Origin of the sequence: Wolbachia endosymbiont of Laodelphax striatellus (assembly GCF_007115015.1) — a bacterium.
GTDB lineage: Bacteria > Pseudomonadota > Alphaproteobacteria > Rickettsiales > Anaplasmataceae > Wolbachia.
In genome coordinates, this window is sequence record NZ_MUIX01000001.1 from 840,634 (window position 1) to 858,395 (window position 17,762).

15 protein-coding genes, 1 tRNA gene, 2 other RNA genes and 3 pseudogenes are annotated in these 17,762 nt (G+C 32.7%); 7 read left to right on the top strand and 14 right to left on the bottom strand.

The window, feature by feature from the left end:
* Positions 1-11: 11 nt before the first annotated feature.
* Together dnaX and ffs are read right to left on the bottom strand one after the other, a co-directional pair.
* A complete protein-coding gene (gene dnaX / locus BVG17_RS03895) occupies positions 12-1,487 on the bottom strand; it encodes a DNA polymerase III subunit gamma/tau (protein WP_017532318.1) in 1,476 nt (491 codons plus the stop codon).
* A gap of 16 nt (positions 1,488-1,503) precedes the next feature.
* Positions 1,504-1,602: signal recognition particle sRNA small type (gene ffs / locus BVG17_RS03900), an RNA gene on the bottom strand.
* A gap of 226 nt (positions 1,603-1,828) precedes the next feature.
* Between ffs and BVG17_RS03905 the strand changes: the two are divergent.
* A pseudogene (locus tag BVG17_RS03905) lies at positions 1,829-2,483 on the top strand (glutathione S-transferase family protein).
* A gap of 1 nt (position 2,484) precedes the next feature.
* Here BVG17_RS03905 and BVG17_RS03910 read toward each other — a convergent pair.
* Complete coding sequence (locus BVG17_RS03910) at positions 2,485-3,132, bottom strand: O-methyltransferase (protein WP_063630907.1); 648 nt, start codon at positions 3,130-3,132, stop codon at positions 2,485-2,487.
* 252 nt (positions 3,133-3,384) lie between these two features.
* Between BVG17_RS03910 and BVG17_RS03915 the strand changes: the two genes are divergently transcribed.
* Complete coding sequence (locus BVG17_RS03915) at positions 3,385-3,663, top strand: DUF2671 domain-containing protein (protein WP_007302334.1); 279 nt, start codon at positions 3,385-3,387, stop codon at positions 3,661-3,663.
* A 28-nt stretch (positions 3,664-3,691) separates the two neighbouring features.
* Here the strand turns inward: BVG17_RS03915 and BVG17_RS03920 are convergent, their stop codons facing one another.
* The 3 genes from BVG17_RS03920 to ssrS form a co-directional block, all read right to left on the bottom strand.
* On the bottom strand, positions 3,692-4,384 hold the full coding sequence (locus tag BVG17_RS03920; RefSeq protein ID WP_172793460.1) for a thioredoxin domain-containing protein: 693 nt from the start codon (positions 4,382-4,384) through the stop codon (positions 3,692-3,694).
* Positions 4,385-4,437: 53 nt separating this feature from the next.
* Positions 4,438-4,899 (bottom strand): type II toxin-antitoxin system RatA family toxin, encoded by a 462-nt coding sequence (locus BVG17_RS03925; protein WP_006013504.1) that lies wholly within the window; start codon positions 4,897-4,899, stop codon positions 4,438-4,440.
* Between the two features lie 17 nt (positions 4,900-4,916).
* A non-coding RNA gene (gene ssrS, locus BVG17_RS03930) (6S RNA) lies at positions 4,917-5,078 on the bottom strand.
* A gap of 117 nt (positions 5,079-5,195) precedes the next feature.
* On the opposite strand from ssrS, the gene BVG17_RS03935 reads away from it, so the two are divergent.
* Entirely contained in the window at positions 5,196-5,780 is a 585-nt protein-coding gene (locus BVG17_RS03935; protein ID WP_172793459.1) for an MlaC/ttg2D family ABC transporter substrate-binding protein, read from the top strand.
* Positions 5,777-7,087: a bifunctional folylpolyglutamate synthase/dihydrofolate synthase gene (locus BVG17_RS03940; RefSeq protein WP_063630904.1), complete on the top strand. Its 1,311-nt coding sequence runs from the start codon at positions 5,777-5,779 to the stop codon at positions 7,085-7,087. Before BVG17_RS03935 ends, BVG17_RS03940 begins: the two co-directional genes overlap by 4 nt.
* Before the next feature lie 5 nt (positions 7,088-7,092).
* On the opposite strand, the gene BVG17_RS03945 is transcribed toward BVG17_RS03940, so the two are convergent.
* From BVG17_RS03945 to BVG17_RS03955, 3 genes are all read right to left on the bottom strand, one after another.
* The gene (locus BVG17_RS03945; protein WP_063630903.1) at positions 7,093-7,479 is read right to left on the bottom strand and encodes a hypothetical protein; all 387 of its coding nucleotides are present in this window, start codon (positions 7,477-7,479) and stop codon (positions 7,093-7,095) included.
* 351 nt (positions 7,480-7,830) lie between these two features.
* Positions 7,831-8,304 (bottom strand): hypothetical protein, encoded by a 474-nt coding sequence (locus BVG17_RS03950; protein WP_063630902.1) that lies wholly within the window; start codon positions 8,302-8,304, stop codon positions 7,831-7,833.
* A 59-nt stretch (positions 8,305-8,363) separates the two neighbouring features.
* Positions 8,364-8,448 (bottom strand) — tRNA-Leu (locus BVG17_RS03955).
* 62 nt (positions 8,449-8,510) lie between these two features.
* Between BVG17_RS03955 and tldD the strand changes: the two genes are divergently transcribed.
* A complete protein-coding gene (gene tldD / locus BVG17_RS03960; protein ID WP_007302340.1) occupies positions 8,511-9,941 on the top strand; it encodes a metalloprotease TldD in 1,431 nt (476 codons plus the stop codon).
* 141 nt (positions 9,942-10,082) lie between these two features.
* Here tldD and BVG17_RS09545 read toward each other — a convergent pair.
* A pseudogene (locus BVG17_RS09545) lies at positions 10,083-10,380 on the bottom strand (IS982 family transposase); the annotation flags it as partial.
* Positions 10,381-10,637: 257 nt separating this feature from the next.
* The gene (tnpA, locus tag BVG17_RS03970; protein WP_143688839.1) at positions 10,638-11,072 is read right to left on the bottom strand and encodes an IS200/IS605 family transposase; all 435 of its coding nucleotides are present in this window, start codon (positions 11,070-11,072) and stop codon (positions 10,638-10,640) included.
* A gap of 64 nt (positions 11,073-11,136) precedes the next feature.
* Here tnpA and BVG17_RS03975 point away from each other — a divergent pair.
* Both BVG17_RS03975 and BVG17_RS03980 read left to right on the top strand, forming a co-directional pair.
* A pseudogene (locus BVG17_RS03975) lies at positions 11,137-12,328 on the top strand (IS4 family transposase).
* 251 nt (positions 12,329-12,579) lie between these two features.
* Positions 12,580-12,930 (top strand): diacylglycerol kinase, encoded by a 351-nt coding sequence (locus tag BVG17_RS03980; protein ID WP_063630843.1) that lies wholly within the window; start codon positions 12,580-12,582, stop codon positions 12,928-12,930.
* A gap of 11 nt (positions 12,931-12,941) precedes the next feature.
* On the opposite strand, the gene BVG17_RS03985 is transcribed toward BVG17_RS03980, so the two are convergent.
* The 3 genes from BVG17_RS03985 to BVG17_RS03995 are packed head-to-tail and all read right to left on the bottom strand — an operon-like array spanning position 12,942 to position 17,759.
* The gene (locus BVG17_RS03985) at positions 12,942-13,853 is read right to left on the bottom strand and encodes an RluA family pseudouridine synthase (RefSeq protein WP_143688851.1); all 912 of its coding nucleotides are present in this window, start codon (positions 13,851-13,853) and stop codon (positions 12,942-12,944) included.
* 33 nt (positions 13,854-13,886) lie between these two features.
* Complete coding sequence (locus tag BVG17_RS03990; RefSeq protein WP_063630844.1) at positions 13,887-15,698, bottom strand: coiled-coil domain-containing protein; 1,812 nt, start codon at positions 15,696-15,698, stop codon at positions 13,887-13,889.
* A 45-nt stretch (positions 15,699-15,743) separates the two neighbouring features.
* The gene (locus BVG17_RS03995) at positions 15,744-17,759 is read right to left on the bottom strand and encodes a ComEC/Rec2 family competence protein (protein ID WP_063630845.1); all 2,016 of its coding nucleotides are present in this window, start codon (positions 17,757-17,759) and stop codon (positions 15,744-15,746) included.
* Positions 17,760-17,762: the final 3 nt, after the last annotated feature.

Below are 17,762 nucleotides of genomic sequence, written 5' to 3' on the forward strand. Positions count from 1 at the left end.
AAATCCACAACCTACTCCTTATTTTCTATATTAACTACCTTTGCACCTTTAAACGTATTTAATATATCCTTAACTACAGGTGCATAATTTAAATTACTCACTTCCCTATTCATATAACTCGTATCAACTATAATAACCCACTCCTGATTAGTAGCTTGATTTAAGTAATTTTTCAAATCATTACAAAAATTGCTATTCAAATTAGATACAGCTTTTAATTTTAAATACCCAAGTTTACAATCTATTAACTGTAGATTACTACACAGTTGTTTGTAAAGATAAATTTGGTTACCCTGCCTTAATAATTGCAAAACTTTGTCAAAATCATAATTTTGTTGCTGTTTATTTCCTATATTATGCGTATTTCCCTTCTGTATACTCTGCGAAAGAACTTTCTTAATCACCTGTTCCGGAGAAGGGAGATCAGAAAGATAACAAAGGCTAATTAACATCATTTCAGCAGCAACCTCATTGCATGTTGAAACCTTTATATCTTGAATACCCTTAAGCAACACCTTCCACAATCTCGAAAAAAATATTAAAGACTTCTTTGCACTCAAATCTTTTACTCTGCTCTTCTCATATTCTGTATCAATCTCTTTTGTAATTAAAAAACGGCATATTAACTGAATTGTTTGCAGCAGATCTTCAAAAATATTGAGCGGATTTGCTGTTTTTACCACATTGTCGAATACTGACAAAGCCTTCTGTAAATCACTATCTAATACTGCTTCCAGTAGGTCAAATATAACGTTTCTATCTACTAGACCAAGTATGTCTGTAACACTTTGAGTGGATATTGTACCATCTTTGCTATATAGCACTGCTTGATTCATCAAAAATAAAGCGTTACGCATTGAATGATTGCAGTGGTGAGCAATTAATTCCGATGCTTCTTTTTCAAGAAAATAATTTTCTTTTTGTGCAATATCATTTAAACGTTCCACTATCTTAGCTGCAGGAATGTTATGTAAGTCAAACCTTTGACAACGTGCAATAATAGTTATTGGTATCTTTTTTATTTCTGTAGTTGCCAGAATAAACTTTACGCTAGATGGTGGTTCTTCTAGAGTTTTAAGTAATGCATTAAATGCACTGCTAGATAACATGTGTACTTCATCTATAATGTAAACTTTGAATTTAGAACTTATGGGTAAATAACAAATATCTCCTAAGATCACTCTAACGTCCTCAACGCTAGTGTGACTTGCCGCATCGATTTCAACTACATCTGGATGACTTGAATTTTTTATCGCCAGACAATTTGCACATAATCCACAAGGTTCAAAAGTTGGCCCCAATGAACAGTTCAAACACAAAGCTATTATTCTTGCAGTGGTAGTTTTACCAATCCCACTACTGCCAGAAAGCAGTATAGATTGTGGAATTTTGTTAAGAGTAAAAGCGTTTTTTAATATACGCACCAATATATCTTGACCTACTAAATCTTTAAAGCTACTAGGACGATATTTTAATGCTATGTTCATAGCCTAGAATAAAACAAATAGTACAAATAGGTATGCAACCCAAAAAGATTCTGATATGGTTGCTTCATTTCTGACCTGACCAAGTTACAGAATTTTTGCCTGCATACCTTATAAAAGGTTATACTTTTTTTTTTATTTAGCAAGGTATATTCTATATCAACTCGATAGCTTGATATGTTAAATTTCGTACACTGTTACTTTCAAATAAACAAAAAGTTAGTTGTTATGCAAGTTATTATAAGATTGTCACTCCAATGTTTATTTATGCCATTTCATCGTTTATTTATGTCATCCCAGTGCATGACAACCTACAGGTACTGGGACAACAAAAGAGGAATATTATGATTTTATATCATTTTCCTCTTTTGTCCTTTTTCACGAAAAGTTAGAGCTCTTCTCAAGGAAAAAAAGCTGAATTGCGATTTGGTATACGAAAACCCATGGGAGAAGCGGAATGAATTCATGAAGATTAATCCAACTGGACAAGTACCAGTACTCATAGATAATAACCTTATTATAGCAGACAGTAATGCTATTTGCGAGTATTTAGAGGAGATTTATAGCAGCAACATCAAACTGCTGGACTCTTCTGCTATTATTAAGTCTAAAACACGCGCTTTAATTAACTGGTTTGACAACAAATTTTATAATGAAGTTACTAAATATATTATAAATGAGAAAGTGATAATTAACCGTAGCCCTGACTCTAGGTTTCTTTATGCAGCTCAACATAACCTATCTTATCATATAGAATACATTGAATACTTAATTAGCAAAAATATTTGGCTTGCAACCGATAAGTTCACTTTGGCTGATATTACCTTAGCATCGCATATTTCTATAATAGACTACGTCAATAGTTTCCCATGGCAAAAAAGTAAGATTTTAAAAGAATGGTACTCAATTGTTAAATCAAGGCCTTGCTTTCGCGAAATATTATTAGAGAGAGTTTTTGGCTTAATTCCTCCTGGGCATTACGCTGATCTTGATTTTTAACTTATGTTAGCTTTAAAGCTACAGTCATTCCTTCATCAGTAGGAATCAATATAGAAAAATATTTCTTTTCATCTGACAATCTATCATTAAACTCTCTCATAGCATACCATGATTTTTTTGATGCTTCTTTTGGAGGGAATTCTAAAAATACTGTATCAAATAATAGAGTGTTATCTGCAACGATTAGCCCATCTTGTTTAATGTATAACTCTGCCCAATCTAAATACTTAGGATAACTACTTTTATCAGCATCGATGAATATCATGTCAAATGGTGCCTTTGCTGATAATTCATTAATTTTTTCCAGTGCATCACCTTCTATTAGAGTAATTTTATCACTTAGATTAAAAGCACTAAAATTTTTTTTTGCTATTCTTGAGTGTTGAGGATTATTTTCTATTGTATATATATGACCATCTTTCGGTAAAGCTTTTACCATACAAATTGACGAATAACCATATAACGTGCCAATTTCAACTATGCTTTTAACTTTATGGATTTTGATAAATAAATTTAATAATTTTCCTTCTTCAGGAGTGATTTGAATACGTTGTTTCTTATCAAGAGTACAATGTTCTTCTATTTTTTTATACTCTTTTGCAAATAAGCTTCTTATGTACAACGATTTTCTGCTAAAGTTATGACGCATTAAGTTTTATAATATAAACTAAGGAGGTTTAATCTATATAAGATTTATAAATATAACAATAGGGTTAAGAATAATAAAATTTTTTATTTTAAGTTGTTATTTTATAAAGTAAAATTTTAAGTGACAAAGATTATTATATATTTTACTATAGTTAACTAGTATAATAACCAATTGTTATACTAGAATTAAGGGATCGTTTATTTACATCTCTCTTATAAAATGTAATTTTTATAATCAATTAGAGGGGGTTATATGTCTTATAACATTGCTAACGAAGTTGAAACGTTAAGCAAGAAGTCTAATAATAATGAAGGAGTGAAATTACTGCACAATCCAGCTTATCGCGAGAAGTACAAAGAACGCTTTAACGAAGCTCAGAAAAAAGTTATGGATATGGTCCAATTTTATGATGGAACGATAGTATTAATAGAGAATAAAATTGCTATGTATTATTATGCTTGGCACAGTAAAAAAAGAGAGTTTGAGCGTAAAAAGCAACAAACAGTATCAAAAAATAATGATTCAGCATAGGGTTTTTATATGGTAAGCTACAGTGTTATTACTTCACTATAGCTTTTCCATATAACTCATCTATTACATTAGTGAAATATTCCAGCTCTCTATATCCTTCATGTTTGATTTTACCATTCTCTACGTATGATTTGTCATCGTTAATCTTGATGATGAATACAGGAGTAGCTGTGATATCAAGTTTATTAATTGCAAGTGATTTATCATTTATAATTTTGTCCATCATCTTTTTATCATTAATGCATTGGTTAAATACATCTTGCTTCAAATTGCTTAGTGCAGCAATTTTTTGTAGTATAGTTAAATCACTAAAATTAGAGTAGTTCCACGAGTCTATTGCATTAAACACAGCTTTGTTCAAATTAAAATAGTCTTCTTCTTTTTCATAGCAATAACTTAGCATTGCAGCTTTTAATCCTCTGTAATCTAGAGGAAAATGACGGAATATGTATAACATCTTACCTGTATCTATGTACTTTTCTTTGATTTTAGGAAAAACTTTCTTATGAAAAAGAGAACAGTGATAACAAGTGAGCGAAGCATATTCTATCATTAAAATTGGTGCTTTTGGATCACCTAATAATTTATCATCAGGCAGTAGTGACAGTAGTTCTTTTGATGTTATTTCATCAGTTTTTTGAGTGTTGGGTAAGTTTTGTTCAATAGCTGCATAAGAACTAACACTTATAAAAATAAGTAAGAACAATAATCTAAAAATCATTACAATGGAAACACTTAACTTATTAAAGAATTTATGCATTTATATAAATGATGTCAAGATAACTTTTTCTCGGCAACACTTTCTACTCTGTCTTTAAATGCAGCAATTATTTTACTTTGTGTGTATTTATAAACTGAGTTTAATAAGGCGGAAAACAAATTGGATTTAAATTCAAACTTTATATAGAACTCTACCATAGTTTTACTTTCATCTATAGGAGTGAATTTCCATTCGTTGTATAAATGTTTAAATATTCCATTTGACGACACAGCTTTTATCCAACTTTTATTTGCTCCATTTGGAGAAAGAAAGGTCACTTCTGATGTGTAACTTCCTTTAATGCCATGAAAAGCTGCAAGGAGGTCCACAATCATTTGGCTATCAGTTTTTTCTTTTATATAAACAGCTTTGCACCAAGGAACAAAATCAGGATACTTCTCAACGTCAATTACAACTTGAAATATCTCATGAGATGAACAGAAAAAAACACCTTGTTCTTTATATTGGTGTAACATAAACCTAAATAATGGAAAAGGGATCCATATCTACCGTCAGTCTTAGTAGATTCCTGAGACCTAAAGTTAAGGTGGGCATCACGTACTAATTTCAATGAAATTAACAGAGGCAATTCCCTTGATCAGAAATTATCGCTCGGGAAATTTAACTTAACCCATAACGCATAGCACAGACCCCTAAATTAATTATAGATTATTTATATAGAGTATGTCTATAGATATATTAAAACTAGCGATCATTATTTTGCCTTTGTTAAATTTTGCATTTTAAGTATCATAGCTAATAAATATATCTTATGAATGTTATTAAGTTCTTAACCATTTTTATTGTAATCTCCTCAAGTGCTTACGCGAATTGTATAGGGCACAAAACTTTTGTGCTTGCCATGAAGCAGCAAGTAGACAACACGTCTATGAAAGGGAATAGAAAAAATCTAGAACATGTACAAGAAGAACTTCTGAAAATTATTCAGAATAATGTTGACCTCAAAGGAATATCTCGATTTGTCATAGGGAAATATTGGAATTTATCTACTCAGAAAGAAAAAGAAGAGTTTCTAAAAGAATATGAAGTATATCTCGCGCGTTTGTGCGCTAAAATTTTGTATAAATACATAAATAATAGTGAAATGATCATAATGAGTACAAGAGCAGTTGACGATGAAACTTGTCTGATAGGAACAAGATTTTCTTATGGTGATGAGGAATTTACAAACATTGACTTTAAAGTGACTAAAAGTGACAATTCTTTCTTAATAAACGATGTTGTAATGAGTGGAATAAGTATTTCTATTAATCAACGTTCTCAATTTAGTGAAAAGATCGACACGAATGGCATGGCAAGTGTAATAGATGAATTAAAACGTAACAATAATTTATGATATACATGCCTCATTGGCCTAAGCCGATTGGCAGTAGGCCAAAGGATTTTTCTCTTGATCGCATAAAAAGTTTTCTAAATAAACTGGGTAATCCCGAGAAAAAAATACCGCCAATAATTCACATAGCTGGCACTAATGGCAAAGGATCAACACTATCCTTTATAAGATATATAATGCAAGCAGCAGGGTATAAAGTTCATACGTACACTTCTCCACATTTAGTGAATTTTAATGAGAGAATAGTTGTTGCAGGCAATGATATCGATGATAGTGAATTACATAACTCACTGGAAGAATGCCGTATAGCAGTCGCAGAACAACCCATCACTCTATTTGAAGCCGCAACGACTGCAGCCTTCTTAGCTTTTTCTCGTCATAAAGCTGATATTACTTTAGTTGAAGTGGGTCTGGGTGGAAGGCTTGATGCAACAAATGTTATAGATAATCCGATTCTAACGATCATCACTTCCATTGCACTTGACCATACAGAATATCTTGGTCCTACCGTAGAAACCATAGCAGGTGAAAAGGCTGGAATAATGAAACCTAATGTTCCTTGCGTAATAGCACCACAAGAAAAATCTATAATGAACACGCTAGAACAACACGCAATAAACAAAAAATCTCCCTTATATAGAGGAGGATTTGAGTGGAATTGCGAAAAACAGAATAACAGAATAGTCTTTCAATCGACTATTCAATCAATAGAATTTTCTTTGCCATCTTTAAAAGGAGATCATCAAATAATCAATTCAGGAAACGCAATTGCAGCATGTAGCATTTTGAGTGGGAAGTATGGATTTAATATTGGAGAAGAGGACATTGCTTCAGGTTTACAGAGCACTTATTGGCCTGCGCGGCTAGAGTCTATAAAAGAAGGTAATTTAATTTCTTTATTACCAAAAGATTGGCAATTATTTCTAGATGGCGCGCACAACAATGATGGTGCCAAAGTGTTAGCTAAGTGGGTAAGAGACAATTTTGCTGAAGGTATCTATATGATCTTTGGTGTTACTCGTAACAGAAACGTCGCAGAGTTCTTAGAGCACTTAAAGCCATACATCAAACTACTATGCGCCGTTTGTGTTAAATCTGAACCTAAAGCAACAAGTACAGATTTAATTAGAGAAGGAGCTCATAATATAGGAATCAATGCTATCGAATGTGAATCAATCAGAGATGCTATATCAAATCACATACTAAAAGCTTCTATACAAAACGTCAAAACCATACTAATCTGTGGCTCGCTATTTTTAGCCAGAGATTTGAGTATGGAGAATAGCTATCAATTAATCCAAGAACAATAAATGCACTACACAACTTGCTCTCTTCCATGAGCGTGAACACTATCGGGATTTACAATGCTGCTTGGCTTTTCGGTTAATGCTCCTATAGGTACATTTTGTTCATCACCTCTTCCTTCAGTTTTTACAAGATTTACAACTTTTCTCTCGTAGATCTCACTTGCTAATTGTAATAATAAAATACAACCTAGTACTATAGCAAATCCAATGAGTACTTTACTGTCTACGCAACTAGATTGGTACTGCAACACCAAACCTGCTATTAATAAAATAGGAGGAAGATAATTTGAAATTTGGGAAGTAAGAATTAGATATTTAAATGCTTTACTTTTGAACATTTCATCTATATAAATAGTACCTTCAAAAATAAACGTTAGTGCGGTTGTGTGTCCCACGCTGGCTCTCTAAAATTACTTTAGCTACAAATATTAAGAAATTTACTAAGTAAAAAAAGACAAAAGAACCCCCGTATAGCGAGTTTTAATAATTTAAATTGATAATGCCCTAACAAGCGCGTTTTGGCTGAATGTAGAAAAAATAAAAAAGACATGCAGCCGCTATAATTTTTATGTAATTTGCCAATAAATATTTGAGTTTTTTACTGAATTTTGCTGTTAAATCCGCGGAGATTAAAAACAAGGGTAAATACTCTTGCTATCATAGTAAGGGAGATGGCGTAATTTGTCAAGTTAAATAAGCTAAGTTATTAACATGTAATAATTAGGCAGCTATTGCAGATTGAATGTTCAAATGATCACTAACTTTGAGGTTTTGGTTTCATCTATTTGCGGCTGACTAATCATAGTTCGAATGAAATTGGTTGCCATAAAGGTACAACCTAGAATAAAAAAAGCAACGGAAATAAAGGGGATAATAGGAAATTCAAGAGGTAATATAGATGTAATTCCTCCTATTAAAAATGAAACGTTAGATGCAATGTCGAGGCAGATCTTCATTAATTTCTCTTGCCGAGAGGTATCGAGTTGCTTATTAAGGCCACACCGCCTAAAATGATCAGTTAATGACCATATATTTAAAGCAAGCGAAAGTGCACTTAGTATAGTGCTGACAATAGTAAAATACAAGCTTAAGGAAGAAATATTTAGGGCTAATGCTGCTATGTACCCACTCAAAGAAGCAATAGATAGTGCAGTAACCAAGCGTTTTGAATAAGTTCTTATTTTCTTTCTGTAAACAAGCTTTTTTTCTTCATAACTCATAAACTTAGTAGTAAATACATTATATCATAGCATTAATTGACTCAAAAATCAATACAGAGTGCCCGGGAGAAGACTTGAACTTCCACAACTTGAAAAGTTACTAGCACCTGAAGCTAGCGCGTCTACCAATTCCGCCACCCGGGCTTTTTGTGATTTACTATGTTAAAATTAAATAATATACTTAAACAATTTTTAGCTCAAAGGTAATGCCAAATCTAGATCAAATATTTTTTGCTCAGAACAATGTTAATATTAATAATGTATATAAAATAGTCAACAACGCTTTGAGCAATAGTGATGGTGGTGAGCTATTTTTAGAGTTTTGCCAATCAGAATCCCTGATTTTTGATGATAATATATTAAAACATATGGATTTAAATATCAGAAGAGGATTTGGTCTCAGGTCTTTTTGTGAAGATAGTACGTCTTTTGTTTGCTCTTCTGAGATTAGCGAAAAAGAAATTAGTAAAGCTGCTTCTATGGTAAAAAGTTCAGCATCTTTAAGCAAAACAAATTCAGTAAACTTAAATGAGGAGGCAAAAAGCCTGTATTCAAAGATTAATCCCATAAATGAAATGGATCTGAGCTCAAAAATTAAACTACTCAATGAGATTAATGAGTATGTAAGGTCGAAGAATAACTGCGTGAAGCAGGTAAAAATAACTCTAAATGGAGAATGGCAAGTTGTACAAATAATAAAAGATGATCACAGGTTAAGCGATATCAGGCCTTTGGTACGTTTTAATGTACTAGTCATCGTAGAGAAAAATGGCCGAGCAGAGAGAGGTTCTGCAGGGCACGGTGGAAGAGACTCTTATAGTAAATTTGTTTCTGAGAAGAAGTGGAAAAAAGTTGCAAACCAAGCGTTAGAACAAGCGCTAGTAAATCTTGAGGCAATTCCAGCTCCGGCTGGAGAGATGACAGTTGTTTTAGGTTCAGGTTGGCCAGGAATATTATTGCATGAAGCTGTAGGTCATGGACTTGAAGGTGATTTTAACCGTAAAGGAATCTCGGCATTTTCAAATTCTATGGGTAAACAAGTGGCAGCCAGTAACATTACTGTAATTGATGATGGAACTCTACCTAATTTGCGTGGTTCTATTAGCATAGACGATGAGGGTACTTTACCTGGCTATAATGTGCTTATAGAAGATGGAATTCTAAAAGGATATATGCAAGATCATATGAACGCTAAACTTATGGGTGTAAATCCAACTGGTAATGGTAGAAGAGAAAGTTACAAAGAAGTTACTATGCCACGCATGACAAACACCTATATGTTGGCAGGAAAATATGCACCAGAAGAAATAATATCCAGTGTAAAAAGAGGCCTATATGCAGTAAATTTTGGTGGTGGACAAGTTGATATAACATCAGGAAAATTTGTTTTCTCATCTTCAGAAGCTTACCTAATAGAAAATGGTAAAATTACACAGCCAGTGAAAGGAGCAACACTAATTGGTGATGGGCCAACAGTGCTAAAAAAAGTATCAATGATTGGTAATGATCTAAAGTTAGATCCTGGTGTTGGTACGTGCTCAAAAGACGGGCAAAATGTGCCTGTTGGAGTTGGTCAGCCAACACTCAAGGTCGATGCAATAACTGTTGGTGGAACTGAATATGTAGATAAGGGCTAAGCTCATGGTGTACAACTGTACAAACATTGTAACCATTATTCAAGTAGCTCATATAGATGCAAAAACTACTTAACAAATCTCTCTGCCTTTCTTGCCATAACGTGTATAACAATCTCACAAAAAATAATATCATAGAATTCAATAGGTGATCTTTATTGCTAAATACCATAAAACTCGAGGTTTTAGCGCAATAAATCTATCATAAGAAGGTAGTCTGGAAAAGTCTGACTTATGCAGCAACTGTAAGTAACGTATGTAAAATGATTTAAAGTTTAGATTGCTGATATAACAAAATTATTGTTATAATTTCGGAATGCGTTATTTCTGGCACTATTGTAGGTTTTTTACCATTGGATAATAATCTACCTGCAAAATTTTTGTCTATCATTTTACAATAATCATCTACAAAACAGAATAATTCTGTTACATTCTTATTCAATGGGTAACCTCCTATTATGTCTAAAATACTGGAGTTTACCCTCTTTTAGATAAATTAAAAATTGAACGTTTGGTAATGACGACATATGTGGAGAAGGATGGCAACCACCACAATTCGGGAACATTTAAAAAAGCATAAGGGTCAAGTTAAGGAAATAAAGGTATGAAGAAGATAGGATAAGAAGATATAAAATTCTCTCGGATATATTTTAGTGAGAGAACTCAACAACCATCACCTACAAGGTGAAGGGTTAAATTTCAATCAATTTGAAATTGATCATTGTCATGAAGTGGCTCGCCTTCCTGGGTAGATATGTACTCTTGTATAACCTCGTCTGTGATTGTACCAGAACTTACGGCTAAATATCCACGTGCCCAAAGGTGCCTGCCCCAAAAGTGCTTTCTTAGACTTGCAAAATCTTGCATCAGCAACCTTGAACTTGTTCCTTTCAAAAGTTGTACAATTTTACTAACACTTTGCTGTGGTTTATATGATATAAACATATGAATATGATCTACTGCAACTTTGCCTGAGATAATTTGGATCTCATTTTCCATAGTAACCTGCCTTAGCAGCTCCCTAACTCTAACACCAATTTGGCCTATTAGCACCCTTTTGCGATATTTGGGAATCCATACCAAGTGTACTTTCATATCGTACTTAGAGTGTGCATTATACCCATAACGTCGCATACGCGACTATTATAATTTGTCCTTCGCCTCAAGGCGAGACAATCCCCGAAGGGGGACACTAATGATGAATAAAATAACTTGCTTATCAAATTACCTCAACAAATTTTTCAATGAAATGGCAAATAATTGAAACAGAAAAGGAAAAGAAAATTGAGTAATTGATGATTCATAAAAGCTATAATTTTGGGTAATATAGGGGTTACAAACTGAATCATAGATATAATGTGCCAATTATTAAATGAAGAATCTGTGATAATAACGAAACAGGGTTTAGATTTCAGGTTTACTAAAGAAGCAGTAGAATTTATGAAAAGAATGTACAATGGCTTTATTTAAAATACCCTGCAAATTGATTGTAGAATCTTGCAGCAATTTAAAAGCATTGGATAGTAGCTTTGCCTAACAGCATGGAAAATCTATATAAAGGTTATGGACAAAGGTTATGAGAGTAACACTAAGTGTGGAATAAAGTTAAAATTAGTTTTTGATTACCTAAATCAGACATTGGATCAACTTAACATAACGGAGGGAGTAAGAAGGTTATAGGGAAAAGTTGCTAATATCTGACCTTGGTTCAAGTTCTTTTAAACAGATCAATGGAACGGGAGCTTATTTTATAAGTCGTTGATACCAATGTATATTCTATAGAAACAAATCAAAAAATGGAATTATTGGAATGTTTAGGAGACAAGCTATTTTTAGAAATGAAGGTGTTGTTGGGAAAAGAAGCAAAGATTAGAGTAAGAATGATATGTCATAAATTAACTGAAGAGCAGTCTCTAGCCAGAAGAAGAAAAGCTAATAAATTGGCAAAATCACATGATCTTCCAAAAGGAATCAGAAATTGTTGAACTGGTCAAAACTAATATTCCAGAGGATAAAATTAGTGCTGAGCAAGTATTACAGAGTAAGGTGGCAAATTGAGTTGTTTTTAAACTATACAAGAGCTACATAAGACTTAAAAGGGAAGCCACACAGAGTATTGTGTGAATTATATGCTAAATTATGTGCAATTCTCATATTTCATGAGTTGTACAAAATTAAAAAAGAATACAGAACTCAGTTTAACAAAGGCATTTATTGAGCTAAAAAGGCGGATTAGAGAGTTATTTTTAGCACTAAAGAATAGAGTTAATAGTTTGAAAATTTTTCTTAAAAAGATTACAATAACTTGGTCATGATTTTCATTAAAAGACAAGTACAGAAAAACTAGAGTATCTACTTTAACTTCCCTAAATTTGCTCGCAATCTCTTAACTTGATGCTTATGCTTTTTTGAATATTCCCAGCTAAGGTAAGAGAAATTTAATTAAAGGATTTTTGTGTCAGTATCAATATATAACTGCCTTGAGCGTTTGTTGAAAGGCTTTGTACTAATTTTCTTGATTCAAACAATATGCTAGACTTTAACTTAAAAATCTTTGTAAGTGATCACGACTGAAAGGTGTTTTCATGCATCTTTTACCTGAGTGCAATAAGTGTAATTCATTGAGTTTCCAAAATTGATAATGAAGAAAAGCATTACTCGTCTAATAAAAGCAATTCAATACTCCTGTGAAGGAATAAAATCAGCTTTTGTATCAGAAGTTGCGTTCAGACAGGAGTTACTGCTTTTTATAGTATGTGTCTCAGTTTTATTTGTTTTGGATGTAAGTAATCTAGAACGTGCAGTAATGATAAGCAGCCTATTCCTGGTGTTAATTGTGGAAATTGTTAACACTGCTTTTGAAACGACAATTGAGCGTATTTCCAGTGAACAACACATACTTTCAAAAAAGGTGAAAGATCTAGGTAGTGCAGCAGTTTTTCTTTCATTAATTAACTTCCTGATAACATGGATGATAATATTGACAGGTTAATACGAATGTTATTAAGATATGTTGTCAAATTCACTGATTAGAGTTTTTATATCTTGTGGTAAATCAGAAGCAAATTCCATATATTCTTTACTTTTTGGATGATATAAGCCTAGCGTGTGAGCATGTAGTGCCTGTCTGTTGAAGTTGCGGATAAAGTCAGAATTTTTAGCATATTTTGCACTTTTACTACTATTTTTTCCGTAAACTTGATCACCTACTACAGAATGTCCTATGTGGCTCATGTGTACTCGAATTTGGTGTGTTCTGCCTGTCTCTAAAGTACATTTAACCAGGCTTGCTTGCCCTATAACTTTCTTCACTGAATAATGAGTGATTGCTAATTTGCCCGTTGTTTTTGTTACACACATCATTTCTTTATTACCGCGTTTGGGAGCAATGTTAGTTTCTATAGTTCCCTGCTGGGAAGATAATGCTCCCCAAACTACTGCTAAATATTCTCGCTTTATTTTACGATTTGATAACAATTCAGACAAAAAACCATGGGCTTCCTCATTTTTTGCAATTACCATTAGCCCACTGGTATCTTTATCGAGTCTATGAACAATTCCTGGTCTTACATGGGTATATGGGATTTTACCAAGGTGAGCGATAACTGCGTTCAAAAGCGTATCATTGTTTGTCCCAGCACCTGGATGTACCGTTAATCCACTTTGTTTACTCAGAACTATAATGTCCTCATCTTCGTAAATGATATCAAGCTTTATATTATAGTTAGGTTCAATTGATATGGATATGTCAGGTTGAACGAGATGTACTATATACTCTTCACCTAGTTTTACTATGTGGTCATTATTAATTATCGGTGTGCCAAATAATGTTACCCGCTCATTTTGTATCAATCTTTGTGCTTTACTGCGCGATATGTTGCACTTTTTAGCTATGTAGGTATCTAGCCTTTTCATTACTAACAATATCTAAGACTATATCTATAGTAGCTACCTTGAATAAGCTTCTTTAAATGCTTTGCGAACATCTGGATCCACAAAATCAATTTTTGTGTTAGGTTGAGCTTGAAGCCCATCTTGTTTCTGGATATCAAAAGTCGTTTGGGAACCATCTTTCCAGTGGATTATTACCTTATTATCAAAATTTCTTAATGCTACCTCACTTACTTTTTTTCCCTTATCATCTTTTTCTTCCAACTTAATAGATTCTAATAAATAGAAGAAAAACTCACTTGCTTTGCCGTTAATTTTTTCTCTCCACTTATCTGTTTTTTCTTGTTCAGATAATTCTTTTTCCAATTTTGCATTTTCTTTCTCCAGTTCTTTTGTCCTTTTTTTTGATTTTAATAGTCTATTTTTCTCTATTGCTTTTCTCTCTTCATCTCGCTGTTTTTCAAGAGAAGTAGCAGTAATACTGCCTTCACTGCTATTAGGTTCATTTGATTGAGTCTGTTTATTCTTTAATTCTGCTAGCTCATCTTTTACTTTTTTTAGTTCTTCTTCTAATTCGTTCTTTATCTTTTCCGCTTCTTCTTTTTGTTTTTCCAATGTATCTATGAACTCACGATCATCGCTAACTGTTTTTTCTCCAGATTGAAAAAAGCCAACTAATCTGCTTGGTTCAAATCGCTCAACCTTATCTTCAGCGATTTTAATAGTATTCTCTAAACTAGAAAAAATGCTTTCAATTTTTAGTGAATTTGTTCTTTTTGCCAGCTCTTTAGCTTCGCTTAAAATGACCATCATTTCCTTACGCAACTTATCTAAATCTTTTTTGATGTCTCCTCTAATTCCTTGTAGATGAACAAGTGTTTCTTGAATTTCATCATTTGCAGGTTTTAGAAGTTTGCTATCAAGTAGATCTTTAGCTTCATCTAAGCGCTTATCAAATGAGTCAACAATTTTATCTGTAAAATTAGTCAAGTGCTTATCTAGTAATTTTATTAATCGAGATATTGGATCATTTTCTTCCTCATCTTTTGTCTTTTTTTCCATTACCGATACAAAACCACCTCTTCTGCATGGAAAGAGAATATCTAAATTATTAAATTTTTTAATAATATTATGATTATTGTTTATCTCATTGGTTTTTAGCTTGCTGAATGTTATACATATTCCAACGATAGCAATGATACTAGCCAGTACAACTGGAACCCATTCCAAAGCCTGAATATTGGCAAAGCTCAATCTATTTTGTATTAACGCACCAACTATAATTACAGCACTAATTACATATGGTATGGTAAGAAAAATGGCCTTATTTTTATTCTCTTGTATTTGATTATCTAATATTTTTTTCTGATTTTCAGAAATTGGCAAAACTATTGAAAAGTTTGCTTTTTTGGAATCTATAAGACTTAAATTTGGTTTTATCTCTATTTTCAGAGCATTTTCAGCGATTTCACTTATCTCGTTGTCTTTGCCACCTCTAATTTTATCATTTATTAATTCCTCTATCAACTTTTCTCCTTCTTTTATCTCCTGCTTATGCATATATCTCATAGCAGAAGAGGCTACAAAAGTTGTTAAAAGAATAATAGAAACCAAAATGTAAATTGGCATGAATGTTGGGTTAAAAATATCTGTAATAAACCTTAGATCATTATGGGTTATTATTATTGCAGCTACATAAGCCAAAGAAAATTGAAGCCAAATATTTACAATCGCTATGGGTAGAGTGTTACTTACAGAATATTTCTTTGTTGCACGCCATAACCTAGGAAAAAAACCAATAGCATCATCTATTTTGGCAAAATTATGATCTACTTTAACATTGAAAGGATTTGTTGTATCTAAAGGCATAAATTTCCTTGCATCCTAATTAAGTAATTATATATAAATGATACTTTAAAAACAAGTTTTTGGCTTATGCCAAGGACGATTAGAACGGACTTTGCTAACCTTTATGCCACTATTTGCTAGCCAAACAGAGTGTGTGCCATATGCCTCTAAGTCAGAGTATTTGATGGTTTTAGTATTGCAAGCTGGATAGTTAAACTTGCTTAACTGAATTACTAGATCGACATTGTTACAATTTTCTAAAATATCTTCTCTTTTATGAGCTAGCAACACTGACTTATTATTTCCTTTATTATATGTACAGTCATAATCATTACATTTTAGCCTTTTGTTTGAATTACTGAATTTAGTATGATTCACAATTTGATTCTGCCCGTTTTGCTTTGCCCACGTTTTGACAACAAAATTTCTGTTTTTTCTAGTAAGGGAATATAGTAAATTGTCATCTTCTTTTACAGCAAGATTATCAGCACTGACTAGAATGTCAGGAGTTGTATACATAGCGCTAGAGAAAATACCTAGCACAATAAAGAAAATTCCAAAGAAACGCCAATTCCTTTCCCACAAGCATAACCATAATAGCCCAAGCGTTATTATAATAATTAATGAGGCAGGAAAAGTGCGAATAGGAATAACCAAATACTGAAGACTGGCAATTGCGTTTGTTATATATAAAACGCTGTCAATTGGGCGTTCCATGAGAGGCGTTATAATCCACTGAGTACCTAAAGGAATCAATAAAACATAGATTATTCCAAGTGGAATAATAATGAGTGTAACTATTGGTATAGCAATCAAATTTGTGATAATGCCACTGATTGAAAAATAGTTAAAATTGTATATTGTGTACGGAACAGTTGCTAAACTTGCTATTATTGAGCTGATCATTATCGATACAAAATATTTTATTATTTTTATTTTGAATAACTTATTAGCATTGATCTGATAGCTGGCAACTAGTGCCAAAACAGCAGAAAATGACATTTGAAAACCTGGCTTTAAGATTGCTTCTGGCTCCACTATGAGTATCACCGAAGCAGCAAACGCAATTGCTATTAATCCTCGATATTTCCTTTCTATGATTATTGCAATAAGTACCAAGATCACCATGATGTAGGCACGCTGAGCAGAAATTTGCATACCGGTAATCAACAAATAAAAGGTAGTTGGCAAGATAGTAAAGAATGCAGATATTTTTTTAGTGTTATATTTAAGAGTCAAAGTTTCAGATATTGCAAATAAATTACGGAATACTATAAAAAATAGACCAGCAACAAACGATAAATGTAAACCAGATATAGCGAATAAATGTGCTATACCTGAATCTCGTATCGCATTCATAGTTTTTTGATCTATCCCGTCTTTTTTGCCAATTAATAATGCAGAGATTATGTCCGCGTGTGGCTTTTTGGTATTTTGCTGTAGGTTTTCATAGATATATTGACGGAAAGATTCTATATACTCTTGAAATTTTCTTGCTTCAGCCTTTTTGTACAGGACTATTTTGCTTGTTGCAAAGCCTGTTGCACTTATTTTCTGATAATATGCTATTCTTGCAAAATCATATGCATATTCCGAAGGCGCAATTTTTGGAGGAAAGAGTTTTGCTGATAATTTTACTTGATCCCCTATTTTAATGCCTTCTTCCGCTTTGGTTCTAACTGATATTCTGATGTTATCCAGCTTGAACTTCGTGTTTTTTATTTCATAAAGCAAAAATTGCTCATACGAGCCCTTGTTATTAATATCCTTCACTGTAGCAACAATATCTTTCACATACCTTTCCTTATCAAGAATGTGAGTATTAACTGAATCTGTTCTGAATTTGCTGGCTGTAAATCCTATGAGCACTGCAATTAAAGAAATGCATAATATTGCGTATTTCCTGTATAATATTGCAATCAGAATTAGTATAGGTGAAAGCAAGAGAAAAATAGATATATAGCTTGGTTCAAAACTTAGGGAAAAATAGGTTAAGATCCCTATACACTGAAAAATAGGAACCCAAAGTATCAAGTTATATTTTTCATTGCACAGATTGTTATGTATATAATTTACTATCATGTT